The organism is Rahnella inusitata (genome assembly GCF_965118895.1).
Classification (GTDB): domain Bacteria; phylum Pseudomonadota; class Gammaproteobacteria; order Enterobacterales; family Enterobacteriaceae; genus Rahnella; species Rahnella inusitata_A.
The window spans coordinates 135393-158159 of record NZ_CBCPJJ010000018.1 but is presented as its reverse complement, the minus strand read 5'-3'; the positions used below and the strand labels follow the sequence as shown (position 1 = coordinate 158159).

At 54.8% G+C, this 22767-nt stretch carries 14 protein-coding genes; 10 read left to right on the top strand and 4 right to left on the bottom strand.

Features of this window, described 5'->3' with window-relative positions:
* From malE to malG, 3 genes are all read left to right on the top strand, one after another.
* A partial coding sequence (malE, locus tag ACMHLI_RS16035) for a maltose/maltodextrin ABC transporter substrate-binding protein MalE (RefSeq protein ID WP_413530315.1) occupies window positions 1-574 on the top strand: 574 nt, incomplete at its 5' end.
* Window positions 575-661: 87 nt separating this feature from the next.
* Window positions 662-2206: a maltose ABC transporter permease MalF gene (gene malF / locus ACMHLI_RS16030; RefSeq protein WP_413530314.1), complete on the top strand. Its 1545-nt coding sequence runs from the start codon at window positions 662-664 to the stop codon at window positions 2204-2206.
* 13 nt (window positions 2207-2219) lie between these two features.
* Window positions 2220-3110, top strand: coding sequence for a maltose ABC transporter permease MalG (gene malG / locus ACMHLI_RS16025; RefSeq protein ID WP_413530313.1), 891 nt, complete (start codon window positions 2220-2222; stop codon window positions 3108-3110).
* A 330-nt stretch (window positions 3111-3440) separates the two neighbouring features.
* On the opposite strand, the gene malQ is transcribed toward malG, so the two are convergent.
* Window positions 3441-5528 (bottom strand): 4-alpha-glucanotransferase, encoded by a 2088-nt coding sequence (gene malQ, locus ACMHLI_RS16020; RefSeq protein WP_413530312.1) that lies wholly within the window; start codon window positions 5526-5528, stop codon window positions 3441-3443.
* A gap of 9 nt (window positions 5529-5537) precedes the next feature.
* Entirely contained in the window at window positions 5538-7940 is a 2403-nt protein-coding gene (gene malP, locus ACMHLI_RS16015; protein ID WP_413530311.1) for a maltodextrin phosphorylase, read from the bottom strand.
* Between the two features lie 322 nt (window positions 7941-8262).
* Between malP and malT the strand changes: the two genes are divergently transcribed.
* The 4 genes from malT (at window position 8263) to pdeR (ending at window position 16523) form a co-directional block, all read left to right on the top strand.
* The gene (gene malT / locus ACMHLI_RS16010) at window positions 8263-10989 is read left to right on the top strand and encodes an HTH-type transcriptional regulator MalT (RefSeq protein ID WP_413530310.1); all 2727 of its coding nucleotides are present in this window, start codon (window positions 8263-8265) and stop codon (window positions 10987-10989) included.
* Window positions 10990-11240: 251 nt separating this feature from the next.
* Entirely contained in the window at window positions 11241-11525 is a 285-nt protein-coding gene (locus tag ACMHLI_RS16005) for a YjcB family protein (RefSeq protein WP_112164626.1), read from the top strand.
* A 387-nt stretch (window positions 11526-11912) separates the two neighbouring features.
* On the top strand, window positions 11913-14210 hold the full coding sequence (gene bglX / locus ACMHLI_RS16000; protein ID WP_413530309.1) for a beta-glucosidase BglX: 2298 nt from the start codon (window positions 11913-11915) through the stop codon (window positions 14208-14210).
* Between the two features lie 294 nt (window positions 14211-14504).
* Window positions 14505-16523 carry a cyclic di-GMP phosphodiesterase gene (pdeR, locus tag ACMHLI_RS15995; RefSeq protein WP_413530308.1) on the top strand — a complete coding sequence of 673 codons (2019 nt, stop codon included), beginning with the start codon at window positions 14505-14507 and terminating at the stop codon, window positions 16521-16523.
* Window positions 16524-16552: 29 nt separating this feature from the next.
* Here the strand turns inward: pdeR and ACMHLI_RS15990 are convergent, their stop codons facing one another.
* A complete protein-coding gene (locus tag ACMHLI_RS15990) occupies window positions 16553-17419 on the bottom strand; it encodes a crotonase/enoyl-CoA hydratase family protein (protein WP_413530307.1) in 867 nt (288 codons plus the stop codon).
* Between the two features lie 393 nt (window positions 17420-17812).
* Here ACMHLI_RS15990 and ACMHLI_RS15985 point away from each other — a divergent pair, with 393 nt between their 5' ends.
* A complete protein-coding gene (locus ACMHLI_RS15985; RefSeq protein WP_413530306.1) occupies window positions 17813-19849 on the top strand; it encodes an FAD-dependent oxidoreductase in 2037 nt (678 codons plus the stop codon).
* Window positions 19850-19909: 60 nt separating this feature from the next.
* On the opposite strand, the gene rlmG is transcribed toward ACMHLI_RS15985, so the two are convergent.
* Window positions 19910-21061 (bottom strand): 23S rRNA (guanine(1835)-N(2))-methyltransferase RlmG, encoded by a 1152-nt coding sequence (rlmG, locus tag ACMHLI_RS15980; RefSeq protein WP_413530305.1) that lies wholly within the window; start codon window positions 21059-21061, stop codon window positions 19910-19912.
* A 171-nt stretch (window positions 21062-21232) separates the two neighbouring features.
* On the opposite strand from rlmG, the gene ACMHLI_RS15975 reads away from it, so the two are divergent.
* Complete coding sequence (locus tag ACMHLI_RS15975; protein ID WP_413530304.1) at window positions 21233-21739, top strand: M48 family metallopeptidase; 507 nt, start codon at window positions 21233-21235, stop codon at window positions 21737-21739.
* A gap of 24 nt (window positions 21740-21763) precedes the next feature.
* Window positions 21764-22750, top strand: a complete 987-nt coding sequence (locus ACMHLI_RS15970) for a Gfo/Idh/MocA family protein (RefSeq protein WP_413530303.1) — start codon at window positions 21764-21766, stop codon at window positions 22748-22750.
* Window positions 22751-22767: the final 17 nt, after the last annotated feature.

Below are 22767 nucleotides of genomic sequence, written 5' to 3'. Positions count from 1 at the left end.
CACCGGCGTGAACAACGCAGGTTCGCAGGCAGGCCTGCAATTCATCATCGATTTGGTGAAGAACAAGCACATCAACGCCGATACCGACTACTCCATCGCCGAAGCCGCTTTCAACAAAGGCCAGACCGCAATGACCATCGACGGCCCGTGGGCGTGGTCAAACCTCGACAAGAGCAAAATCAACTACGGCGTGACGCTGCTGCCGACCTTCCATGGCAAACCGTCTAAACCATTCGTCGGCGTGCTGACTGCCGGGATTAACGCCGCCAGCCCGAACAAAGAACTGGCGAAAGAGTTCCTCGAAAACTACCTGATCACCAACGACGGTCTGGCGGTGGTGAATAAAGACAAACCACTGGGTGCAGTGGCGCTGAAGTCCTACCAGGAGCAACTGGAAAAAGACCCACGCATCGCCGCCACCATGGCGAACTCCAAGAACGGCGAAATCATGCCTAACATCCCGCAGATGAGTGCCTTCTGGTACGCCGAACGTAGCGCAATCATCAACGCAGTGAATGGCCGTCAGACCGTTCCGCAAGCGCTGAAAGATGTAGAAACACGCATTACCAAGTAATGATTGTGATGTCGTTAATGAAGTTAAGGTAATGAAATAAACGGTGCGGCCTGATGAAGTCCGCACCGTTACTAAAAGGATTTCCCTATGCCAGTAGCCAAAAAACGACCGCTCGGCAACGCGTTAAAATGGCTGGCCATCGGCCTGCTCGCCTGCTTATCCGGTTACCTGATCGTGCTGATGTATGCGCAGGGTGAATACCTCTTTGCCGTTCTGGCGCTGATCCTCTCCAGCCTCGGCCTCTTTATTTATGGCAACCGCCGTGCCTACTCCTGGCGCTACGTCTATCCCGGCCTGGCGGGCATGTCTTTATTTGTGCTGTTCCCGCTGGTGTGTACCATCGCGATTGCCTTTACTAACTACAGCAGCACCAACCAGCTGACTTTCGAACGTGCGCAGTCGGTATTGATGGGCCGCGAATTTCAGGGCGGAAAAGCACTGAATTTTGCACTCTTCCCTGTGGGTGAAAAATGGCAGCTGGCACTGACGTCCGCAGACAGCAGCGAAACGTTGGTATCTCCGCCGTTTGCCTTCGACGCCTCCGCGCCACAAACGCTGGAAATGACGCCGCAGCCCGTTCCCGCCGGGGATAAAGCCGGGCTGCGCGTGGTGACGCAAAACCGTCTGGCGCTCGGCCAGCTCGCCGCCAAACTGCCCGACGGCGAAACCCTGCGCATGAGTTCCCTGCGTCAGTTCTCCGGCACCCAGCCGCTGTATAAACGGGCTGACGATGGTAAACAGCTGACCAACGTACAAACCGGCACGCTTTATCGTCCGAACATGGATACCGGCTTCTATCAGGCGGTGAACACACAAGGTGAATGGCAGGCTGAAAAACTCAGCCCCGGATTTACCGTTGGCATCGGCTGGCAAAATTTCCTGCGCGTCTTCCATGATGAAGGTATTCAGAAACCCTTCCTGTCGATCTTTGTCTGGACGATTGTTTTCGCCCTGCTGACCGTGGTGCTGACCGTTGCCGTCGGCATGGTGCTGGCGTGCGTAGTGCAGTGGGAGGAGCTGAAAGGCAAAGCGGCATACCGCATTCTGCTGATCCTGCCCTATGCGGTACCGGCCTTTATTTCGATTCTGATTTTCAAGGGCCTGTTCAACCAGAGCTTCGGTGAAATCAACCTGATGCTCAGCGCGCTGTTTGGCATCAAACCCGCATGGTTCAGCGATCCGTGGACCGCCAAAAGTATGATCATCATCGTCAACACCTGGCTGGGTTATCCGTACATGATGATCCTGTGCATGGGGCTGCTGAAGGCCATTCCGGACGATCTGTACGAAGCCTCAGCAATGGACGGCGCGACGCCGATGCAGAACTTCTTCCGCATCACGCTGCCTTTGCTCATCAAACCGCTGACGCCGCTGATGATCGCCAGCTTCGCCTTCAACTTTAATAACTTCGTGCTCATCCAGCTGCTGACCAACGGCGGCCCGGACATGCTCGGCACCACCACACCGGCCGGACATACCGATTTGCTGGTCAGTTACACCTATCGCATCGCCTTTGAAGGCGGCGGCGGGCAGGACTTCGGGCTGGCGGCAGCGATTGCCACGCTCATCTTCCTGTTAGTTGGCGCGCTGGCTATCGTGAATCTGAAAGCTTCACGTATGAAATTCGACTGAGGAGCAACACACAATGCCAATGGTTAAACCTAAGTCGCAAAAAGTCAGATTGCTGGTGACGCACCTGTTACTGCTGTGCTTTCTGGCGCTGATCCTGTTCCCGCTGCTGATGGTGTTTGCCATCTCACTGCGCCCCGGTAACTTCGCCACCGGCAGCCTGATCCCGGATCAAGTGTCGTGGGATCACTGGAAACTGGCGCTGGGGATCGCCGTCACCAACAGCGACGGCAGCATCACGCCGCCGCCATTCCCGGTGATGCTGTGGTTGTGGAACTCGATCAAAATCGCCGCGATCACCGCCGTCGGGATCGTCGCCCTTTCCACCACCTGCGCCTACGCCTTTGCCCGCATGAAGTTCCGTGGCAAAAGCTCACTGCTTAAGGGGATGCTGATCTTCCAGATGTTCCCGGCGGTGCTGTCGCTGGTGGCGTTATACGCCCTCTTCGACCGCCTTGGCGTGTACGTGCCGTTCCTCGGGCTGAACACCCACGGCGGTGTGATTTTCGCCTATATGGGCGGCATCGCGCTGCATGTGTGGACGATCAAAGGCTACTTCGAAACCATCGACAGTTCGCTGGAAGAAGCCGCTGCGCTGGACGGCGCCAGCCCGTGGCAGGCTTTCCGGCTGGTGCTCCTGCCGCTGTCGGTGCCGATTCTGGCGGTCGTCTTCATTCTGTCGTTTATCGCTGCAATAACGGAAGTCCCGGTCGCCTCACTGCTGCTGCGTGATGTGAACAGCTACACCCTGGCGGTCGGCATGCAGCAATACCTCAACCCGCAGAACTACCTGTGGGGCGATTTCGCGGCGGCAGCGATTCTGTCCGCCATACCGATTACGGCGGTCTTCCTGATTGCTCAACGCTGGCTGGTCGGCGGCCTGACGGCGGGGGGAGTGAAAGGGTAACTGATGTAAAAGCTAATGCGCTTAATCCCAGCAATGGGTGTTCTACTTGTTTGATTCCCTGTGTCTTGGGCGGCTTAATAAGCCGCCTTTTTTTTATCCGGTGAGCCATGCATTCTGAAATTTTCAGTGAGGGAGGCGTTGGCAACTGCCATCACGGAGCACTGGAGTCATTCAACAGCACGGCGTACACCGGGTGGGGTATCCCTTTATCCATAAACCTTACGGCATCCTTTATGCTTCCTCTACAAAGCAACATATCCCAACCTTTCGCGCATAAAAAAGGGGCTCTGTCTTCTGACAGAGCCCCTTCTCTCACTGACTTTATCAACCTCAGCTCACTGACACTTTCCTGCGGCGTTTATCGAGGTCTTTAATCAGCTTATTCACCTGCTCGTCGGCGAACATTTCTTCCAGCGTGTGAGAAAGCTTACGTCGCCAGTTTGGGAATTCGTCACTGGTGCCGGGAACGTTGACCGGCGCGTCCATGTCGAGCCAGTCTTCCGGTTGCAGGCCGAGCAACGCACAGGCGCTGTCGGCGACGTAACGTTGCAGGCCACGGTTGAGCACCGGCGTCATTTCCATCAGCGCCGCCTTGCGTCCGGTTTTCTTCGGAATGCAGTCGTAGTGATGCAAACCGTCGAGCAGACCTTGTCGCGCCCGCGCACGGTCGGCGTACAGCTCCTGTAAAACCTCTTCGTCACGGTACAGGCCAAGGGTTTTGCCGAGCGCCAGATCGTCGCTTTGCCAGTAGCCGCGCAACGTGGGGAGATCGTGTGTGGTGATGGTCGCCATCGCCTGAACCGGATACGACTGCGGCGCGCGGAAGTTATTTTCCTCATCGCGCTCGAAATACAGCACTTTGTAAGAATAGACGCCGCCCTCGCGCAGCTTGCTGACGATTTCCACTGGCACGGTACCCAGATCTTCGCCGATCACCATGCAGCGATGACGCTGACTTTCCAGCGCCAGGATCGCCAGCAGGTCGTCCACCGGATATTGCACGTAAGCGCCTTTATCCGCCGTTTCTCCCGCAGGGATCCACCACAGACGCAACAGCGCCATCACGTGATCGATACGCAGCGCGCCGCAGCTGGTCATGTTGGAACGCAGAAGATCGATAAACGGCTGATAACCGCGTCTGATCATCACATGAGGATCCATCGGGCGCAGATCCCAGTTCTGACCAAGCGGACCGAGGATATCCGGCGGCGCACCGACCGAGGCTTTCAGGCAATACAGCTCGCCGTCACCCCAGGTTTCAGAACCGCCCCCGACCACGCCGACCGCCAGATCGCGGTACAGCCCCATCGGCATGTCCTGCTGCTGGCTGGTGTGATAGCAACGCGAAAACTGCGTTTCTGCCAGCCATTGCAGCCACAGATAAAATTCGACGTCTTGCGCATGTTGCTCGCAGAATGCCCGAACCGCCGGGCCTCGCGCATCGTGATATTTTTCCGGCCAGCGGTTCCAGCCGAGCGCCACATCGGTTTCTTTCGCCAGATGTTCATACAGTGCATCGAACGCCGCCTGTAAATACAGGCTTTCGCCGCCCTGCTTCACAAAATTCGCCAGGGATTTGACCTGCGCATCCTGCGGCTTACGGCCCAGGAAATGGGCGTAGGCGAGGCGTAAACCTTCCAGTTTGAGCGGCATCACTTCGGCGTAATCCACCCAGTCACTGGCGCGTGCCGCCTGCAAACGCTGCTGCGTCACCGGCCGGTGCCACCAAATCTGTGCTTCTTCACTTCGCTTAAAATCATCCACCGCAGCAACGTCGATATAAATGACGTTTAGCCAGCGGCGTGAAGACGGGCTGTAAGGACTGGCTGCCACCGGATTGGCCGGATAGAGCGCGTGGATAGGATTGAGGCCGACAAACGCCCCGCCGCGTTCGGCGACATTTTTCAGTAAAACGTTGAGATCGCTGAAATCGCCGATGCCCCAGTTATTCTCCGAGCGCAGCGTATAGAGCTGCACGCAGGCGCCCCAGAGTTTTTTACCGGCCAGCAGCGCGTCCGGCTCGTAGCAGCGTTTCGGCGCGACAATTACCCGGCAATCCCACTGCTGCGCGTCCTGCGTCAGCGTCAGCTGGTGATAACCGGTGGGAATTTTCCCCGGCAGCGCTAGCGTCATTTTACCGCTGACGCGCCCCTGTGTGGTTCCGCCATTTTCCAGCCGCAGCGTCCAGCCATATTCGCCGTCACCGCCGACCGGCAGTGCCAGACGGCTGCCGGTAACGAACACTTTAACAGCCGGTACCGGCGTGTTGACCGGGCGCGATTGCGCCACCCAGCCCATCGCCGATAACAGCTCACGTTTAGTTTCCGCCGCGATGGCCTGCTGTTTGCCGTGCGCATTAATAAAACCAGAGGAAATCCCCGCCTCCCTGGCGGCCTGCTCCAGTGCTTTATTTTCCATGGGGGCTCCTTAACGTTTCGCCTGCCAGATCCGCTGCTGATAATCACGGATCGAACGGTCGGAACTGAACATCCCGACGCGGGCAGTGTTGAGAATGGTTTTACGCGTCCACTCCTGCTGATCGCGATACAGGGCATCGATTTTCTGCTGTGCGGCGCAGTAATCCGCGAAGTCCGCCAGCACCAGATAAGGATCGCCGCCATCCAGCAAACTGTCCAACATCAGGCTGAATGCCTGCTTGTCGCCATGACTGAAGAAGCCGCTTTCCAGCTCTTTGAGGATCTTATCCAGATGCTTGTCTTTCTTACGCAGTTTGAGCGGATCGTAGCCTTTAGCCAGCAACGCTTTGACCTGATCGACGGTATTGCCAAAGATAAAGATATTGTCCTCGCCGACCTGTTCGGCGATCTCGACGTTCGCGCCGTCGAGCGTGCCGACGGTCAGCGCGCCGTTAAGCGCCAGCTTCATGTTGCCGGTGCCGGACGCCTCTTTACCGGCGGTGGAAATTTGCTCGGAAACATCCGCTGCCGGGATCATCAGTTCAGCCACTGACACGCGGTAATCCGGAATAAACACCACTTTCAGGCGATCGCGCACCAGCGGATCGTTATTTACTTTTTCAGCGACCTGATTGATGGCATAGATAATATTTTTCGCCAGATAATAGCCGGGTGCCGCTTTCGCGCCGAACAGGAACACACGCGGCACCATGTCCATTTCCGGGTTATCGCGCAACTGACTGTAAAGCGACAGAATATGCAGCAGATTCAGATGCTGACGTTTGTATTCGTGCAGGCGTTTGATCTGCACATCGAAAATCGCATCCGGATTCAGCGTCAGGCCCATTGTGTGCTGAACATAGTCCGCCAGTTTGATTTTGTTCTCGCGCTTAATCGCCTGATAACGCTGACAGAATTTCTTATCGTCGGCGTAGCTTTCCAGCCCTTTCAGCGCATCAAGATCGTTCACCCATTCAGTTTTCAGCGTCTCGTCGATAAGCGATGACAACGCCGGATTGCACTGTTTCAGCCAGCGGCGCGGCGTGATGCCGTTGGTGACGTTATGGAATTTGTTTGGCCACAGCAGGTGATATTCCGGGAACAGATCTTTGACCACCAGCTCGGAGTGCAGCGCCGCGACGCCGTTCACCGCAAAGCCGCTGACCACGCACAGGTTCGCCATACGCACCTGTTTGTTCTGATGGACGGAAAGTTTTTCCCACACCGCTTTGTCGCCCGGCCACTGTTTTTCGACCACTTTTTTGAAGCGGGCGTTGATCGCTTTGATCAGTGAGAAGTGGCGCGGCAACAGGCTGCGAACCAGCTTTTCATCCCAGCACTCCAGCGCTTCCGGCATCAGCGTGTGGTTGGTGTAAGCGAAAGTCTGGCTGGTGATCGCCCACGCGGCGTCCCAGTCGAGCTGATGCTCGTCGATCAGAATGCGCAGCAGCTCCGGGATGGCGATGGTCGGATGGGTATCGTTGAGCTGGATCACTTCGAACTTCGGCAGATCCTGAATTTTGCGGCCAAGGAAATGGTGGCGGCGCAGAATATCCGCGACCGAACAGGCGCACTGGAAATACTGCTGCATCAGGCGCAGGCGTTTTCCGGCCTCATGATTGTCGTTCGGATAGAGCACTTTCGTGAGCTTCGCGGCATCAATGCCTTTCTGCTCGGCCTTGAGGAATTCACCGTCGTTAAATAACGTCAGATCAAACGGATGCACGTCGGTCGCCTGCCATAAACGCAGCGGCTGAGTGACGCCATTTTTATAACCGACCACCGGCAGATCCCAGGCTTCGCCACGCAGGGTGAACGCTGGCTGCCAGTGTTCCGCGCCCGCATCGTTCTTCGTCAGCTTGCCGCCAAACGCCACGTCGACCGACAGCGAGCTGTTGTGGCTGAACCACGGATAGCTTTCGCGATGCCAGTTGTCCGGCGCTTCCTGCTGCTTGCCTTCGCTGAACGACTGACGGAACAGGCCGTACTGATAATTCAGACCATAACCGGTCGCCGGTTGTCCGACGGTCGCCATCGAATCAAGGAAACAGGCTGCCAGGCGCCCAAGACCGCCGTTGCCCAGTGCCGGGTCGGTTTCCTGCTCCAGCACATCCGCCAGCGCTACGCCCTGCTCTTTAAGCGCCTGCTGCACGGTGTCATACCAGCCGAGATTGATCAGGTTATTGGCGGTCAGCCGGCCAATCAGAAACTCCATCGAAATATAGTTAACGTGGCGCTGTGGCGCTTTCTCCGCCACCGGCGCAGGCTGCGCGCTCAGCTGTTCTGAGAGTGCGGCACTGGTCGCCTGCCACCACTGATGTGGCGTCATGTCCTGTGCCTGCTGCAAACCAAATCCCTGCCACTGGCGTTTTAGTGCGGCCAAAAATTGTGTCTTATTCAAAGTCACCTGCATCACATGCCTCTTTATATTCGGGAATTTGTAGGGAAGTACAATATTGATAATCACTATGCTGACGCTTGTGTCTGTGAGCAGCATCATCCCGCCAAAGATTAGACAGGGAGGAGAAACGGGGCGTAGCCGGAGGAGACGGGCTCTCAGGGTAGACGTACGAAAACTCTGATTGAAATTTGTGATACAGAGCAACTTAACGGCATGTAAAAACGTAACATTCTTGCAATCAATGTTTCAAAGGAGGACTTTAGAAAAAGTGATTAATTACGCGCTGTGAAATAATTAAACCGCCCTCTGCTTACCGTCAAAAGAATCGAATAAAATGCTGATCCCGTCAAAACTCAGCCGCCCGGTGCGGCAGCAAAACACAGTAGTTCGCGATCGTTTGCTGACGAAGCTCGCGACTGCGCCTAATTACCGTCTTACGCTGGTCGCCAGTCCGGCGGGCTACGGCAAGACGACGCTGGTGGCGCACTGGGCGGCGGGGAAAAGCGATCTGGGCTGGTATTCTCTTGATGAAAGCGACAACCAGCCGGAGCGTTTTGCCAGCTATCTGATTGCTGCCGTACAGCAGGCCTGCGGCGGCCACTGCGTAAAAAGTGAGGGGCTGAGCCAGAAGCATCAGTACGCCAGTTTGTCCGCGCTGTTCGGGCAACTGTTTGTTGAGCTTTCCGACTGGCACCGCCCGCTGTTGCTGGTGATTGACGACTACCATCTGATTTCTAACGATGCCATCCATGAAGGCATGCGTTTTTTCCTGCGTCATCAGCCGGAAAATATTTCGCTGGTGGTGCTCTCACGCACCCTGCCGCCGCTGGGCATCGCCAATCTCCGCGTGCGCGATCAGTTGCTCGAGCTCAATGCCTCGCACCTGGCCTTTACCCACCCAGAAACGCAGCAGTTTTTCGACAACCGTCTGAAAGACCCGATCGATCATGCCGACAGCAGCCGTTTGTGTGACGACGTCGCCGGATGGGCCACCGCACTGCAGCTGATCGCGCTCTCAGCGCGCCAGTCCGCCACCTCGACACAGCAATCTACTCAGCAATCGGCGCGTAAACTCGCCGGGCTCAATGCCAGCCATCTGTCGGAATATCTGGTGGATGAAGTACTGGATCGCGTGGATGCCCCGACCCGTGATTTTCTGCTGCGCTGTTCATTACTGCGTTCGATGAATGATGCGCTGATCGTGCGCCTGACTGGCGGCGAAAACGGTCAGCAACGTCTTGAAGAATTAGAGCGTCAGGGATTGTTCATCCACAGAATGGATGACACCGGCGAGTGGTTTAACTTCCACCCGTTATTCGCGACTTTCCTGCGCCAGCGTTGCCAGTGGGAACTGGCAGCACAACTGCCGGAAATTCACCGCGCCGCCGCTGAAGGCTGGCTGGCACTGGGCTTCCCGGCGGAGGCGATTCATCACGCACTGGGCGCAGAAGATATTGATTTATTGCGCGATATTCTGTTGCAGCACGCCTGGGCGCTGTTTAATCAAAGCGAGCTGGCGTTGCTGGAAGAGTGTCTGAACGCGCTGCCGTACGAACGCCTGATACAGAATCCTAAACTGGTACTGTTGCAGGCATGGCTGGCACAGAGTCAGCATCGCTATGCCGAAGTCGAAGCCCTGCTGGTGCGCGCTGAAAGCGAGATGCAGCAGCGCAATATCGTGATGGAACAGGATATGACCGCCGAATTTGATGCCCTGCGTGCGCAGGTAGCGATCAATGATGGTCGTCAGGATGAAGCGGAAAAACTGGCCGCTGACGCCCTGCGTTTCCTGCCGTATGAAAGCTATTACAGCCGCATCGTCGCCACCTCGGTGACCGGCGAAATTCAGCACTGCAAAGGCGATTTAACCCGTGCGCTGCCGCTGATGCAGCAAACGGAACAGATCGCACGGCGCTACGAAGCCTATCACTATGCCTTATGGGCGTTGCTGCAACAGAGCGAAATCCTGATTGCACAAGGTTTTTTGCAGGCCGCCTACGAGATGCAGGATCGCGCGTTCGAACTGGTGCGCGAGCAGCATCTTGAACAGTTACCGATGCATGAATTCCTGCTGCGTCTGCGCTCACAGCTGCTGTGGTCGTGGTCACGCCTTGACGATGCCGAAGACGCCGCGCGGAAAGGCCTCGACGTGCTGACCAATTTCCAGCCGCAGCAGCAATTGCAGTGCCTGGCGATGCTGGCGAAATGCTCGCTGGCGCGCGGTCAGCTCGATAATGCCCATCACCATTTACAGCGCTGTGAAACCCTGCTGAAAACTGGCCAGTATCATATCGACTGGCTGACTAATACCGACAAACCTCGCGTGATTTACTGGCAGATGATTGGTGATAAAGCCGCCGCCCGCCAGTGGCTGCAACAGGCGCGAAAACCGGACATGGCGGACAACCATTTCCAGCAAGGACAGTGGCGCAATATTGCCCGCATGCAGATTCTGCTGGAGAAATTTGACGAAGCCGAAGTGGTGCTCGACGAGCTCAATCAGAACGCACGCCAGCTGCGCCTGACCAGCGATCTGAACCGCAATCTGCTGCTGAGCAATCTGCTTTACTGGCACACAGGCCGTAAGAACGATGCGCAACGCGTGCTGATTGAAGCACTGGGGCTGGCGAACCGCACCGGCTTTGTCAGCCATTTCGTCATCGAGGGTGAAATGATGGCGCAACAGCTGCGTCAGCTGATTCAGCTCAATCTGTTGCCAGAATTGGAACAGCGTCGCGCGCAGCAGATTTTGCGCGAAATTAACCAGCATCACCGCCACAAGTTTGCGCATTTCGACGAAGGTTTTGTGAATAAACTGCTGACGCATCCGCAGGTGCCGGAACTTATCCGCACCAGCCCGCTGACCCAGCGCGAGTGGCAGGTGCTCGGCCTGATTTATTCCGGCTATAGCAACGATCAGATAGCCGGTGAGCTGGACGTCGCCTCAACCACCATCAAAACGCATATCCGTAATTTGTATCAAAAACTTGGCGTTGCGCACCGGCAGGAAGCGGTCCAGCAGGCCCAGCATCTGTTGCAGGTCATGGGCTACGGCGCGTAATCCTTTCGTAAATGCAGTTTTTTGATAACGCATGGCCATGAATTGGCGGTGCGTTATACATAAAACGTATTAGCGAACAATTTCTGCTCATTCCCTCTGCTCATAAATAAAATCCGATGATATAATGTGACCCAAGTCACACTATTCAACTTAATTAATACCTCAATAAGCCCATTGCCCTCCTGTTTTTGCAGCCGTTACGGCTGATGTTGGCGTCGCGCAACCGGCTGTAGTGAGTAAGGATTTTATCTATGGGTACATTAACCGCTGGCATCGTCATGATGCGCTGGGAATTACTGAGCGCTTTTCTGATGTTCTGCACCAGCCAGCTCAATATCGTTTGCCGCCAGTCGAGCCGCAATACGATGGCTTTCGTTTGTAGTGGTCTCGGCCTGACCGTGACCTGTTTCTTTGTCATGAGCCTGATGGGCATGACCTACAACGCCGCCGCCATCGCGCAATTCTGGTCAATGACCAAAGATGTGTTCTTCGACGTGATGAGCAAAACACCGACGGATATGCCTTTCTACTATTAATCCCATTTTCGATTAATCCCGTTTTTACCCGCTTTCTTGCCGGGCAGAACATCGCTTTCTGCCCGGTTTATCCTGCAAAAAATATTCCTCACACGCTATTTAGTTGCTCAATCTGATGACAATCCGTCACCTAATCCTAATTGTTTCAAATTGCGCGGTATATCGAACCTCTTTTTGTAGCCATCTGCCCGATTACCTGTAAATTGCGATCTGTCTCCACGGGTTAAAGATAATGTGCAGACTGATAAAACTATTCATTGCTAATAGTTGAACGGTCGTATTAGATTCTCACACTATACTTTTCTTAGAATGATCATTGATTTGTTTGCTTCAGGCTGCTGAATTTTCAATGTTTTGGCATCCCTGTTTATGGCTGAAGGAATTCCGATGAATACGCATCACATGCTTGGCGCGTTTGTGTTACTGGTAAGCTCTGCTTCTACACTGGCGGTTGAAACGGCGGGTATCCCCCAAAATCAGGTCAAAGAACGCAATGCGTTCATTGCCGATCTGATGAAAAAAATGACCCTCGATGAAAAAATTGGGCAGTTGAATCTGGTGACCGTCGGAACGGATTATCCGAAAGAAGCCATCATGGCAGATATCCGCGCGGGCAAAGTCGGTGGCGTGTTTAACACCGTCACCAAACCCGATATCCGTCGACTTCAGGATGAAGTGAAAAACAGCCGCCTGAAGATCCCCCCTTTTTATGCCTATGATGTCGTTCACGGCCAGCGCACGATTTTTCCGATTAGCCTCGGCCTTGCCGCCAGCTGGGATATGAGCGCCGTCGCCACCAGCGCCCGAATTTCTGCCAAAGAGACCGCCGCCGATGGTCTGAATATGACCTTCTCGCCGATGGTGGATGTCACCCGTGACCCGCGCTGGGGTCGTGTTTCCGAAGGCTTCGGTGAAGACACCTATCTGACGTCGCGCCTGGCACATGAGATGGTCACCGGCTATCAGGGTACAGACCCGTCAGGGCCAGACGCCGTGATGGCCAACGTCAAACACTACGCGCTGTATGGCGCTGTCGAAGGCGGCCGCGAATACAACACCGTGGACATGAGCCTGACCCGCATGTTCAACGACTATATGCCACCGTACAAAGCCGCAGTGGATGCGGGCGCGGGCGGCGTGATGATTGCGCTTAACAGCGTCAACGGCGTGCCGGCAACTTCCAATACCTGGCTGCTCAAAGACATTCTGCGCGACGACTGGCAATTCAAAGGGCTGACCGTCAGCGATCACGGCGCGATTGGCGGCCTGGTCAAACACGGCGTGGCAGAAGACGATCGTCAGGCAGCAGCGATGGCGCTGAAAGCCGGTGTCGATATGGATATGGCCGACAATATGTACGGTAAGTATCTGAAAGGATTACTCGCCGACGGGCTGGTCAGCCAGAATGACATCGACCGTGCCGTGCGTGACGTGCTCGCTGCCAAATGGGACATGGGCCTGTTTGTCGATGAGTACCGTCATTTAGGCCCGGCCTCCAGCGATCCGGCGGATACCAATGCCGAAAGCCGTCTGCATCGCACAGAAGCACGTGAAGTGGCACGGACCTCGCTGGTACTGCTGAAAAACAGCAATCAGACCCTGCCGTTGCAGAAATCAGGCACCATCGCGGTGATCGGCCCGCTGGCTGACAGCAAACGTGATGTAATGGGTAGCTGGTCGGCGGCGGGTAAAGCCGCGCAGGCCGTGACCGTCCTGCAAGGCATGAAAGATGTGCTCGGTGACAAAGGCAACGTGCTGTATGCACGCGGCGCGAACGTCACTGACGATCAGGCGATGGTAGATTTCCTCAACTCTTACGACAAACAGGTCATCAACGACACGCGTAAACCGCAGGATATGATTGACGAAGCGGTGAAAACGGCCGAGAAATCAGACGTTGTCGTCGCCGTCGTTGGTGAAGCGCAAGGCATGGCGCACGAAGCGTCCAGCCGTTCTGAACTGAACATTCCGCAAAGTCAGCGTGACCTGCTGAAAGCGCTGAAAGCGACCGGCAAACCGCTGGTAATCGTTCTGATGAATGGCCGTCCGCTGACCCTGACGTGGGAAAACGAAATTTCTGACGCGATGCTGGAAACCTGGTTCAGCGGTACAGAAGGCGGCCATGCGATTGCCGACGTATTGTTTGGCGATTACAACCCGTCAGGCAAACTGCCCATGACCTTCCCGCGCGAAGTCGGCCAGATCCCGCTGTACTACAGCTTCCTTAATACCGGCCGTCCGTTTAATCCACAGCATCCGGATAAATACACTACCCGTTATTTCGATATCACCAATGGTCCGCTGTTCCCGTTTGGTTATGGCCTGAGTTACACCGACTTCAGCGTCTCTGACGTAAGTCTGTCGGCCACCACCATGGATGCCAAACATCCGCTGACCGCCAGCGTGACGGTGAAAAACACCGGTAAACGCAGCGGAGCGACCATCGTGCAGCTGTATTTGCAGGATGTCACCGCGTCCATCAGCCGTCCGGTGAAACAGCTGAAGAACTTTGAAAAGGTTGAACTGCAACCGGGTGAGGAAAAAGTCGTGACGTTTACTGTCAATGAACCGGATTTGCGTTACTACAACGAGCAGCTGAAATGGGCGTCTGATCCTGGCAAATTCAACGTGTTCATCGGTCTGGATTCGCAGAACGTTAAGCAAACCAGTTTCCTGCTGAAGTAATTTTTCGAAAGTGATTTCCGGGTCAGAACACAGGCCCGGAAATCGGTCAAAAGCCCGTTGAGCACTGACGATGCAAGGCAACCCGCGCCCCGGTGCTCAACGGCAATTTCTGTCCGCAGACTGGATATATAACGGACAGTTGCTAACCTTAATTTCAATGTGTTATGCCCTTTTGCCTTTATCCGCCGGATGCGGAGCGTTGCGAGTGGGCCGAACAGAGTAAGCTCCGTCTGTGCTGACTGTCGCCAGGTTCGCACAAAGCCGGCGTTTTGCGTTCTTTGCGGAGAAACATTCATGGTCGACTCACAAGATGCCTCCATCCTGTACCTGCATTTCGGTACGCCCCGCCCATACTGGCGACTGGGTTCAGACAGCAATGCACTGGAGTTATCTGCTGAGAAAGGCATCGTCAACGTCGCCATCTCCCTGACACAATGGCAGGCAGGAAAGATCCGACAACTGACCGGGATCACCTCAAGTTTCACGCTGGACATTACTCTGTTCGGATCCTCCGTTCGCCTGTATCTGGTGGGCCGCAAAATTGACAGTCAGGTCTGGGCGGGCACCGCATCGGCGTATCAGGACACTGAATCCGTCGCACATGATTTAGAAGTCGGGCTGACATTTGCCGAACAGGTGGTTTCTGAGGCAAATTCGGTGATTGTGATTATCGATCAGGAAGGCAAAATCCACCGTTTCAACCGGCTGAGCGAAGAGTATACCGGCCTGCGCGAAGTCGATGTAATTGGACGCAGCGCCTACGATTTATTCATGTCGATGGAAGAAGGCCTGGCCTCACGCCAGAACATCACCAGCTTCTTTCAGCATCAGCAATCTTATGAGGTCGAACGCTGGATCAACACCGTTAAAGGCCAGCGTCTGTTCCTGTTCCGTAATAAATTCGTCCACAGCGGCAGCGGAAAACAGCAAAAATATCTGATCTGCTCGGGGTCTGATATCACCGACGAACGCAAAGCGCAGGAACGGTTACGCGTTCTCGCCAACACCGATCTGGTTACCGGCTTTGCCAACCGTAATGCGTTGCAGGAATCCCTGGCCACCGCGCTAAAAGACCGGGGTGAGAATAAAGTCGGGCTGATTTATCTTGATCTCGATAATTTCAAAAAAGTGAACGATGCTTACGGGCACATGTTTGGTGACCACCTGCTGCGCGCGGTATCCGATGCCATTCAGGATTGCCTGTCAACCAACGATAAGCTTGCCCGACTCGGCGGCGATGAATTTATTATTCTCAGCACCCAGGCTGAAATCAAAACGCTGGAAGCACTGAGCCAGCGGGTTTTACAACGTCTGAGCATGCCGTTTCGTATCGGACTTATCGAAGTGTATACCGGCTGTTCCGGTGGGATTGCTATCTGCCCGGAACACGGCATCGACGGTGATACTCTGCTGCAAAACGCCGATACCGCAATGTACGTGGCCAAGGAAAAAGGCAAAAACTCATACTGCGTTTTCTCGCCGGAAATGAATCAGAAAGCCGCCGAATATATGTGGCTGGACACACATTTGCGAAAGGCGCTGGCCGAGAAAGATCAGCTGGTGCTGTATTACCAGCCGAAAGTCTCGCTTTACGGGGCGGTCAACAGCGTTGAAGCTCTGCTGCGCTGGCAGTCGCCGGAACGCGGACTGATTCAGCCGCAAAGCTTTATCCCTTACGCCGAAGAATCCGGGCTGATTACGCCGCTGGGCAAATGGGTGATCGAAACCGCGACACGTCAGGCAACGGAATGGCAGAAAAAAGGCCTCAATCTGCGGGTGGCGGTGAATCTTTCCGGCCGTCAGCTTAATAACGGCTCCTTTATCACCACGCTCGCCGAAGCGATGAAGACCTCCGGCATGAAGGGCTGCCTGCTGGATTTTGAGTTGACCGAAAGCTGTCTGGTGGAAGATGAAAGTGCCGCCGTGGCGATGATCAATCAGCTTCATAAACTGGGCGCGCAGGTGCATCTGGATGATTTCGGCACTGGGTATTCTTCGCTGTCACAGCTGGCGCGTATACCGCTGGACTGCATCAAGCTTGATCAGAGTTTTGTTCGTGGGATCAATAACGATCCGGTTTCGCAGGCGCTGGTCCGGGCGATTGTGGCGGTGGCTAAAACGTTGCAACTGACGGTCGTGGCGGAAGGCGTGGAAACGGTGGAAGAAGAGAAGCTTATCGATGAAATCGGCGTGGACAGTAAACAGGGCTTTCTTTACGCCAAGCCAATGCCCGCGATTGAGCTGGAGCACTGGCTTGATGATAAAAACGTTGCTTCACCCAATGTGTTTAAACATAAAGCAAAACAGAAATAGCGCCAGTGACGGGCTTTTTCTGTCTGCTGCTAGCCGGTTTTACGCAAGGACGCCGTATGCCGGTTTTGCAGCATGACCAGCCGCTCCATATAACTCAGATCCTTCTCCTCCAGAGTAAAAGCGGCATCCACCCAGTCTTCAGTGATATCCATCAGCTCCGAACGCGACAGCTGCAATACGCGCTGACGTGCCCGGATCATCGCCCGGATCCCGTTGAGCTTTGGCCGCAGCGTATCCATAAAGGTACGCGTGGCATTGAATGCCTCACCAGGCTGGAACAGAACATCCACTAACCCGCGGCTTTCAAACCATTCCGCCGTATGCGATTCACCGGTGGTAATCAGCTCCTCCGCCAGCCGCATACCGGCTTTTCGTGAGACCAGTGAATAACCGCCCATGCCAGGGAACAGGTTAAACGCGATTTCAGGAAATCCCATACGGGCCGTGTTTTGCGCCAGCACGTAATGGTGCGCCAGTGCCGCTTCAAACCCGCCGCCCAGCGCGGTTCCTTCGATCATCGACAAACTGATGGCACCGACATCAAATCCCCGCGCGGCGGCGTGTACGCAGTCCACACAGGCTCTGGCGTAGGCACGCAACGCTTCGCGCTTGTTATTAACGATAGAATCCACAAAGAAACTGAGATCACCTCCCACGTTGTACATATTGGGCACCAGCGAACCGGTCACCCAAAAATCGAAACGCAGCCCGGACGCTTTCGCAGCGTAGGTCAGCGTCATGATGTCTTCGATAAGCTCCTGATTAAAACAAGGACGTGGATAAGACCTGAGCATCATCCACATGACATTACGGCCTTCTTCATAATAGGCAGCAATTTGCGACAAGTGCCCGGCTTCGGTAAACGGACGGCAGGCTGTATGGTCAATAAGATTCATAGTATATATCCAGGTTAGAATTGAATTTTAGGGTGAAGCAGCTCCAGCCTAGTCCAGCTCTAACCCGAACTGAATCGATTCCAGGTGTTTTTATAAGAATATTCTTAATCCGCATGACTTAGGAAAAAAATGTTAAAAATAAACAACCTGCATCTCATCAATCTTGTGTAAAAACAGTGAAAGAATGAATTTGTCTGCTAATTCGCAATCATTCGCCTCCTCACTAATTAATATTTTAATTAAATAAGCCTGATTAATAATATTTTGAAGCGTTAATAATTTTCCCCGTTTTAGCCAAAGTGATACAGCTCACAATCATTGCGTGCCCGCTTTCCAATTCTTCCGCCACCCGCTAAATTGAATTCATCTCCTCCGACCACTTAAGAGAATTCCATGACTGAACGCGATTCGCCGTTTTATCCGCACCTGCTGGCGCCGCTGGATTTAGGTTTTACGCAGCTGAAAAACCGCGTGCTGATGGGATCCATGCACACCGGACTTGAAGAGCTGGAGGACGGGCCGGAGCGGCTGGCAGCGTTTTATGCCGAGCGCGCGGCGGCGGGCGTCGGGCTAATCGTCACCGGCGGCATTTCACCCAATGCGCAGGGCGTTGTGTATCAGGGCGGTTCGATTCTGGCAGAACAGGAACACATCACACATCACCGCGTGGTGACCCGTGCCGTACATGCCGCCGGAGGCAAAATCGCACTGCAAATTCTGCATGCCGGTCGCTACAGCTACCAGCCTCATCCGGTCGCGCCCTCTGCCCTTCAGGCACCGATTAACCGCTTCACGCCTCATGCGCTGAGCGAAGAACAGATCGAAACAACGCTGGAAGATTTCGCCCGCTGTGCTCTGCTTGCCAAAGAGTCTGGCTACGACGGCGTGGAAATCATGGGTTCGGAAGGCTATCTGATTAATCAGTTTCTGGCCGCCAGAACCAACCAGCGCACCGACCGCTGGGGCGGCAGCGTGGAAAATCGCATGCGCTTCGCGACCGAAGCGGTGCGCCGCGTGCGCGAAACGTGCGGACTGGAATTTATCATCATTTACCGCCTGTCGATGCTGGATCTGGTGGAGGAAGGGTCGGACTGGCAGGAGGTCGAAATACTGGCGCAACGCATCGAGCAGGCAGGGGCGAGCATTATTAATACCGGTATCGGCTGGCACGAAGCGCGTATTCCCACCATCGCTACTAGGGTGCCCCGCGCGGCATTCAGCTGGGTAACCCAAAGGCTGATGGGCAAAGTCGGCATTCCACTCATCACCACCAACCGCATCAACGATCCGGACGTCGCGGAGAAAATTCTCGCCGAAGGCTGTGCCGATATGGTTTCGATGGCGCGCCCGTTCCTCGCCGATCCGGCGTTTGTCGAGAAAGCGGCGCAGGGCCGGGCGGATGAAATTAATACCTGCATCGGCTGCAATCAGGCGTGTCTGGATCAGATTTTCGTCGGCGAAGTGACGTCCTGTCTGGTAAACCCACGCGCCTGCCATGAAACGCAGATGCCAGTGACCCCCGCGCCAGCGCCTAAACGCCTCGCCGTGGTCGGCTCCGGCCCTGCGGGTCTGGCTTTCGCAACGACGGCCGCCAGCCGCGGACATCAGGTCACGCTGTTTGAGGCCCACCATGAAATTGGTGGGCAGTTTAATATTGCTAAACAAATTCCTGGCAAAGAGGAGTTTTATCAGACCCTGCGCTACTACTCGCGCCAGCTGGCGTTACTCGGTGTGACGGTGCGCCTTGGCGAAACAGTTAGCGCCAGCCAGTTGACCGGCTATGACGAGGTGATCCTCGCCTGCGGCATCTCGCCGCGTTTGCCGGACATTCCGGGTATCAGTCACCCGAGCGTGCTGACCTATCTCGACGTGCTGCGCGATAAAAAACCGGTCGGCAACCGCGTGGCGATTATCGGTGCAGGCGGAATTGGGTTTGATACCGCCGAATACCTGATCCACAACGGCACATCGTCGAGCCTTAGCAGCCGCGCGTTCAGTCATGAATGGGGGATCGATCAGACGCTCACCCAGCGCGGCGGCCTTGCGCCACAAGGCCCGCAGCCGGAACCGGCAGCGCGGGATATCGTTTTGCTGCAACGCAAAACCACTAAAGTCGGCGCAGGACTCGGTAAAACTACCGGTTGGATCCACCGCGCCAGTCTGTTGCAGCGCGGCGTGAAAATGCAAAATGGCGTCAGCTACGAACGCATCGACGACGCAGGATTGCATCTGATTATGAACGGTGAACCGGTATGTCTGGTGGTGGATAACATCATTATCTGCGCCGGACAGGAACCACAGCGCGCCTTGTATCAGCCTCTGCAGGAAGCCGGAAAAACCGTGCACCTGATTGGCGGCGCGGACGTTGCGCTCGAACTCGATGCCCGCCGCGCCATAGAACAAGGCACCCGGCTGGCGCTGGCAATCTGAGAAAGTACAGATGAAAAAAAAGCCGCGTGAGCGGCTTTTTTGCTGAAGACATCATTCAAATCAATGCTGTGACGCCGTCTTCACCGCGCGCAAAATCACGAACTTCTGATTGGTGGCGATAGTGGTGCAGTTACCGAACAAACGGCGCAGTTTCTGGTAGTAATCCAGATGGCGGTTACCGACGATACGCAGTTCGCCGCCGGTTTGCAGGCAACGTTTGGCATCACAGAACATACGCCATGCAGTGTCATCACTGACCACGGTGCCCTGATGGAACGGCGGGTTACACAGCACCGCGTCCAGCGTTTCGCGCTCGACACCGGCCAGCATATTGTTCACTTCGAAATGACAGCGGCTGACATCCTGCGGCAAATTGTTTTCAACGTTGATGCGGCTCGATTCCACTGCCATGTAGGATTCATCCACAAACAGCATTTCGGCGTCCGGGTTCAGTGCCAGCGCGGTCATGCCGATCACACCGTTACCGCAGCCTAAATCCACCATGCGCCCTTCGATGCCTTCCGGCAGATGTTGCATGAAGAAACGCGCGCCGATATCCAGACCGCCGCGTGAGAACACGTTCGCGTGATTGGAAATGCGGAACTCACTGTCATCCAGCGCCCATTCGGCGATCACCGGCTCGGCGGCCTGTGCAGGTAACGTGGCTTCACAATGGATTAGACGCGCTTTTTTCCATGCCAGACTGGTTTTGGTCGGGCCTAGGATTTTTTCGAAAAGTTGCAGCGTCGAGGTATGGATATCTCGGGCTTTCGCACCGGCGATAATCTGCGTGTCCGGCGTGACGACTTCGCGCAGGGCCAGCAGTTGCTGTTCGAGCAGCGCCAGCGTTTTTGGTACTTTGATGATGACCAGACCAGGATTGATCGGCAACGGTACCAGGCTGCTTTGCGCGGCCACCGCGTCTTCATCAAACCCGTTCAGACGCAGGTTATGGCGGGTCGCCAGCTGGCTCATGAAAGAGTCATTAATGCTGGTTGGATTAAATTCCTGTAACGCACAGGCCAGCGCACCAAACGCATCGTTGAAAATCAGCAGCGGACGGCCATTGAGCTCAGCGGTGTTCAGGGTTTGCAGCAGATATTCATCGGCCGCTTCCCAGGCCTGCAACTGCGTTGCCGCTTCGTCCTGCGGATAACGTTCCAGACTCAGTTGCAGCAACTGACCACCTACTTCGGTTTCGAATTGGCTCATTGGCCCTCCTCAATATTCAATTTGCGCTGTTTATCCCCTAAATTGGGCTATCAGTAAAATGTTTTTTCAGTTAAAAAGGGGTTTATCTGCCGGATCCCTGCGATCGCGCCAAAATCCACGCTTTCCGCTGCGGCACCTTTTTCCCGTCAATAAGAGACAAAGCAACCAGTTATGCCTGAATTGACCTATCTGCAAGGCTATCCCGAGCATCTTCAGGCTCAGGTGCGTCAGTTAATCGACCAGGAACGTTTGGGTAAAGTATTGCTGACGCGATATCCGCAACCGCACGAGCTGACCACCGACAAATCGCTCTATCAGTATACGCTGGACCTGAAAAACCAGTTTCTGCGCAGTTCATCGCCGTTAAGTAAAGTGGCCTACGACAACAAAATCCACGTGATGAAGCACGCGCTGGGGCTGCATACCGCTATATCGCGCATTCAGGGCGGTAAGCTGAAAGCCAAGGCGGAAATCCGCGTCGCGACTGTCTTTAAAAGCGCGCCGGAACCCTTTCTGAAGATGATCGTGGTGCACGAACTGGCGCATCTGAAAGAGAAAGATCACAACAAAGCATTCTACAGCCTGTGCTGTCATATGACGCCCGACTATCATCAGTTAGAATTCGATACGCGCATGTACCTGACGCATCTGGAAATATTCGGTAAGTTGTATCAATAACTTAACAATAATAATGAGGTATTTATGATTCGCTTTGCTGTTGTCGGCACCAACTGGATCACCCAACGCTTTATTGATGCTGCGCACGAGAGCGGCAAGATGAAGCTGACGGCGATTTATTCACGTACGCTGGAAGGTGCCAAAAAGCTGGGCGAGGATTATCCGGTCGAGCATTACTTTGATTCACTTGAAGCAATGGCTGCCTCAGATTTGATCGACGCCGTCTATATCGCCAGCCCGAACTCTTTACATTGTCCGCAATCGCTTTTGTTCCTCAGCCATAAAAAGCACGTGATTTGCGAAAAGCCGCTGGCGTCCAATCTGGCCGAAGCTGAAAGCCTCATCGCCTGTGCGAAAGAGAATAACGTCGTACTGTTCGAAGCGTTTAAAACGGCTTATCTGCCGAACTTCCTGCACATGAAGGGCGCATTAAACCGTATTGGTAAACTGCGCAAAGCCATTTTCAACTACTGCCAGTATTCGTCGCGTTATCCGCGTTATCTGGCCGGTGAAAACCCGAATACCTTTAATCCGGTGTTTTCAAACGGGTCAATCATGGATATCGGCTATTACTGTCTGGCCAGTACCATCGCGCTGTTTGGCGAACCTGAGTCGGTCACTGCCACGGCGACTCTGCTGGAAAGCGGTGTGGACGGTCAGGGCACGGTGATCCTGACCTATGCCGACGACTTCGAAGTCGTTATCAACCACTCCAAAATCAGCGATTCCCATCTGCCAAGCGAAATTCAGGGCGAAGAAGGCACCTTGCAGATGGAAAAACTCTCTGAATGCCAGACGCTAAGCCTGACGCCACGCGGCAGCCAGAAGCTGGATCTGACGCAACCGCAGCACATCAATACCATGCTGTATGAAGCGGAAACTTTTGCGATTCTGGTGGATAACCAGTTTGTCGCGCATCCGGGGCTGGAAGTGTCGCGCATCACCGCCAAAGTGCTGACAGAAATCCGCCGTCAGACCGGCGTGGTGTTCCCTGCTGACCATCAGCCTTAACTTTTATCGCCAGTTCG

Coding starts and splice junctions, on each gene's coding strand:
- malG (WP_413530313.1), top strand. CDS start 2,220: ATGCCAATGGTTAAACCTAAGTCGCAAAAAGTCAGATTGCTGGTGACG.
- ACMHLI_RS16005 (WP_112164626.1), top strand. CDS start 11,241: ATGGGTACATTAACCGCTGGCATCGTCATGATGCGCTGGGAATTACTG.
- ACMHLI_RS15970 (WP_413530303.1), top strand. CDS start 21,764: ATGATTCGCTTTGCTGTTGTCGGCACCAACTGGATCACCCAACGCTTT.
- ACMHLI_RS15975 (WP_413530304.1), top strand. CDS start 21,233: ATGCCTGAATTGACCTATCTGCAAGGCTATCCCGAGCATCTTCAGGCT.
- bglX (WP_413530309.1), top strand. CDS start 11,913: ATGAATACGCATCACATGCTTGGCGCGTTTGTGTTACTGGTAAGCTCT.
- malT (WP_413530310.1), top strand. CDS start 8,263: ATGCTGATCCCGTCAAAACTCAGCCGCCCGGTGCGGCAGCAAAACACA.
- pdeR (WP_413530308.1), top strand. CDS start 14,505: ATGGTCGACTCACAAGATGCCTCCATCCTGTACCTGCATTTCGGTACG.
- rlmG (WP_413530305.1), bottom strand. CDS start 21,061: ATGAGCCAATTCGAAACCGAAGTAGGTGGTCAGTTGCTGCAACTGAGT.
- malQ (WP_413530312.1), bottom strand. CDS start 5,528: ATGGAAAATAAAGCACTGGAGCAGGCCGCCAGGGAGGCGGGGATTTCC.
- ACMHLI_RS15985 (WP_413530306.1), top strand. CDS start 17,813: ATGACTGAACGCGATTCGCCGTTTTATCCGCACCTGCTGGCGCCGCTG.
- malP (WP_413530311.1), bottom strand. CDS start 7,940: ATGCAGGTGACTTTGAATAAGACACAATTTTTGGCCGCACTAAAACGC.
- malF (WP_413530314.1), top strand. CDS start 662: ATGCCAGTAGCCAAAAAACGACCGCTCGGCAACGCGTTAAAATGGCTG.
- ACMHLI_RS15990 (WP_413530307.1), bottom strand. CDS start 17,419: ATGAATCTTATTGACCATACAGCCTGCCGTCCGTTTACCGAAGCCGGG.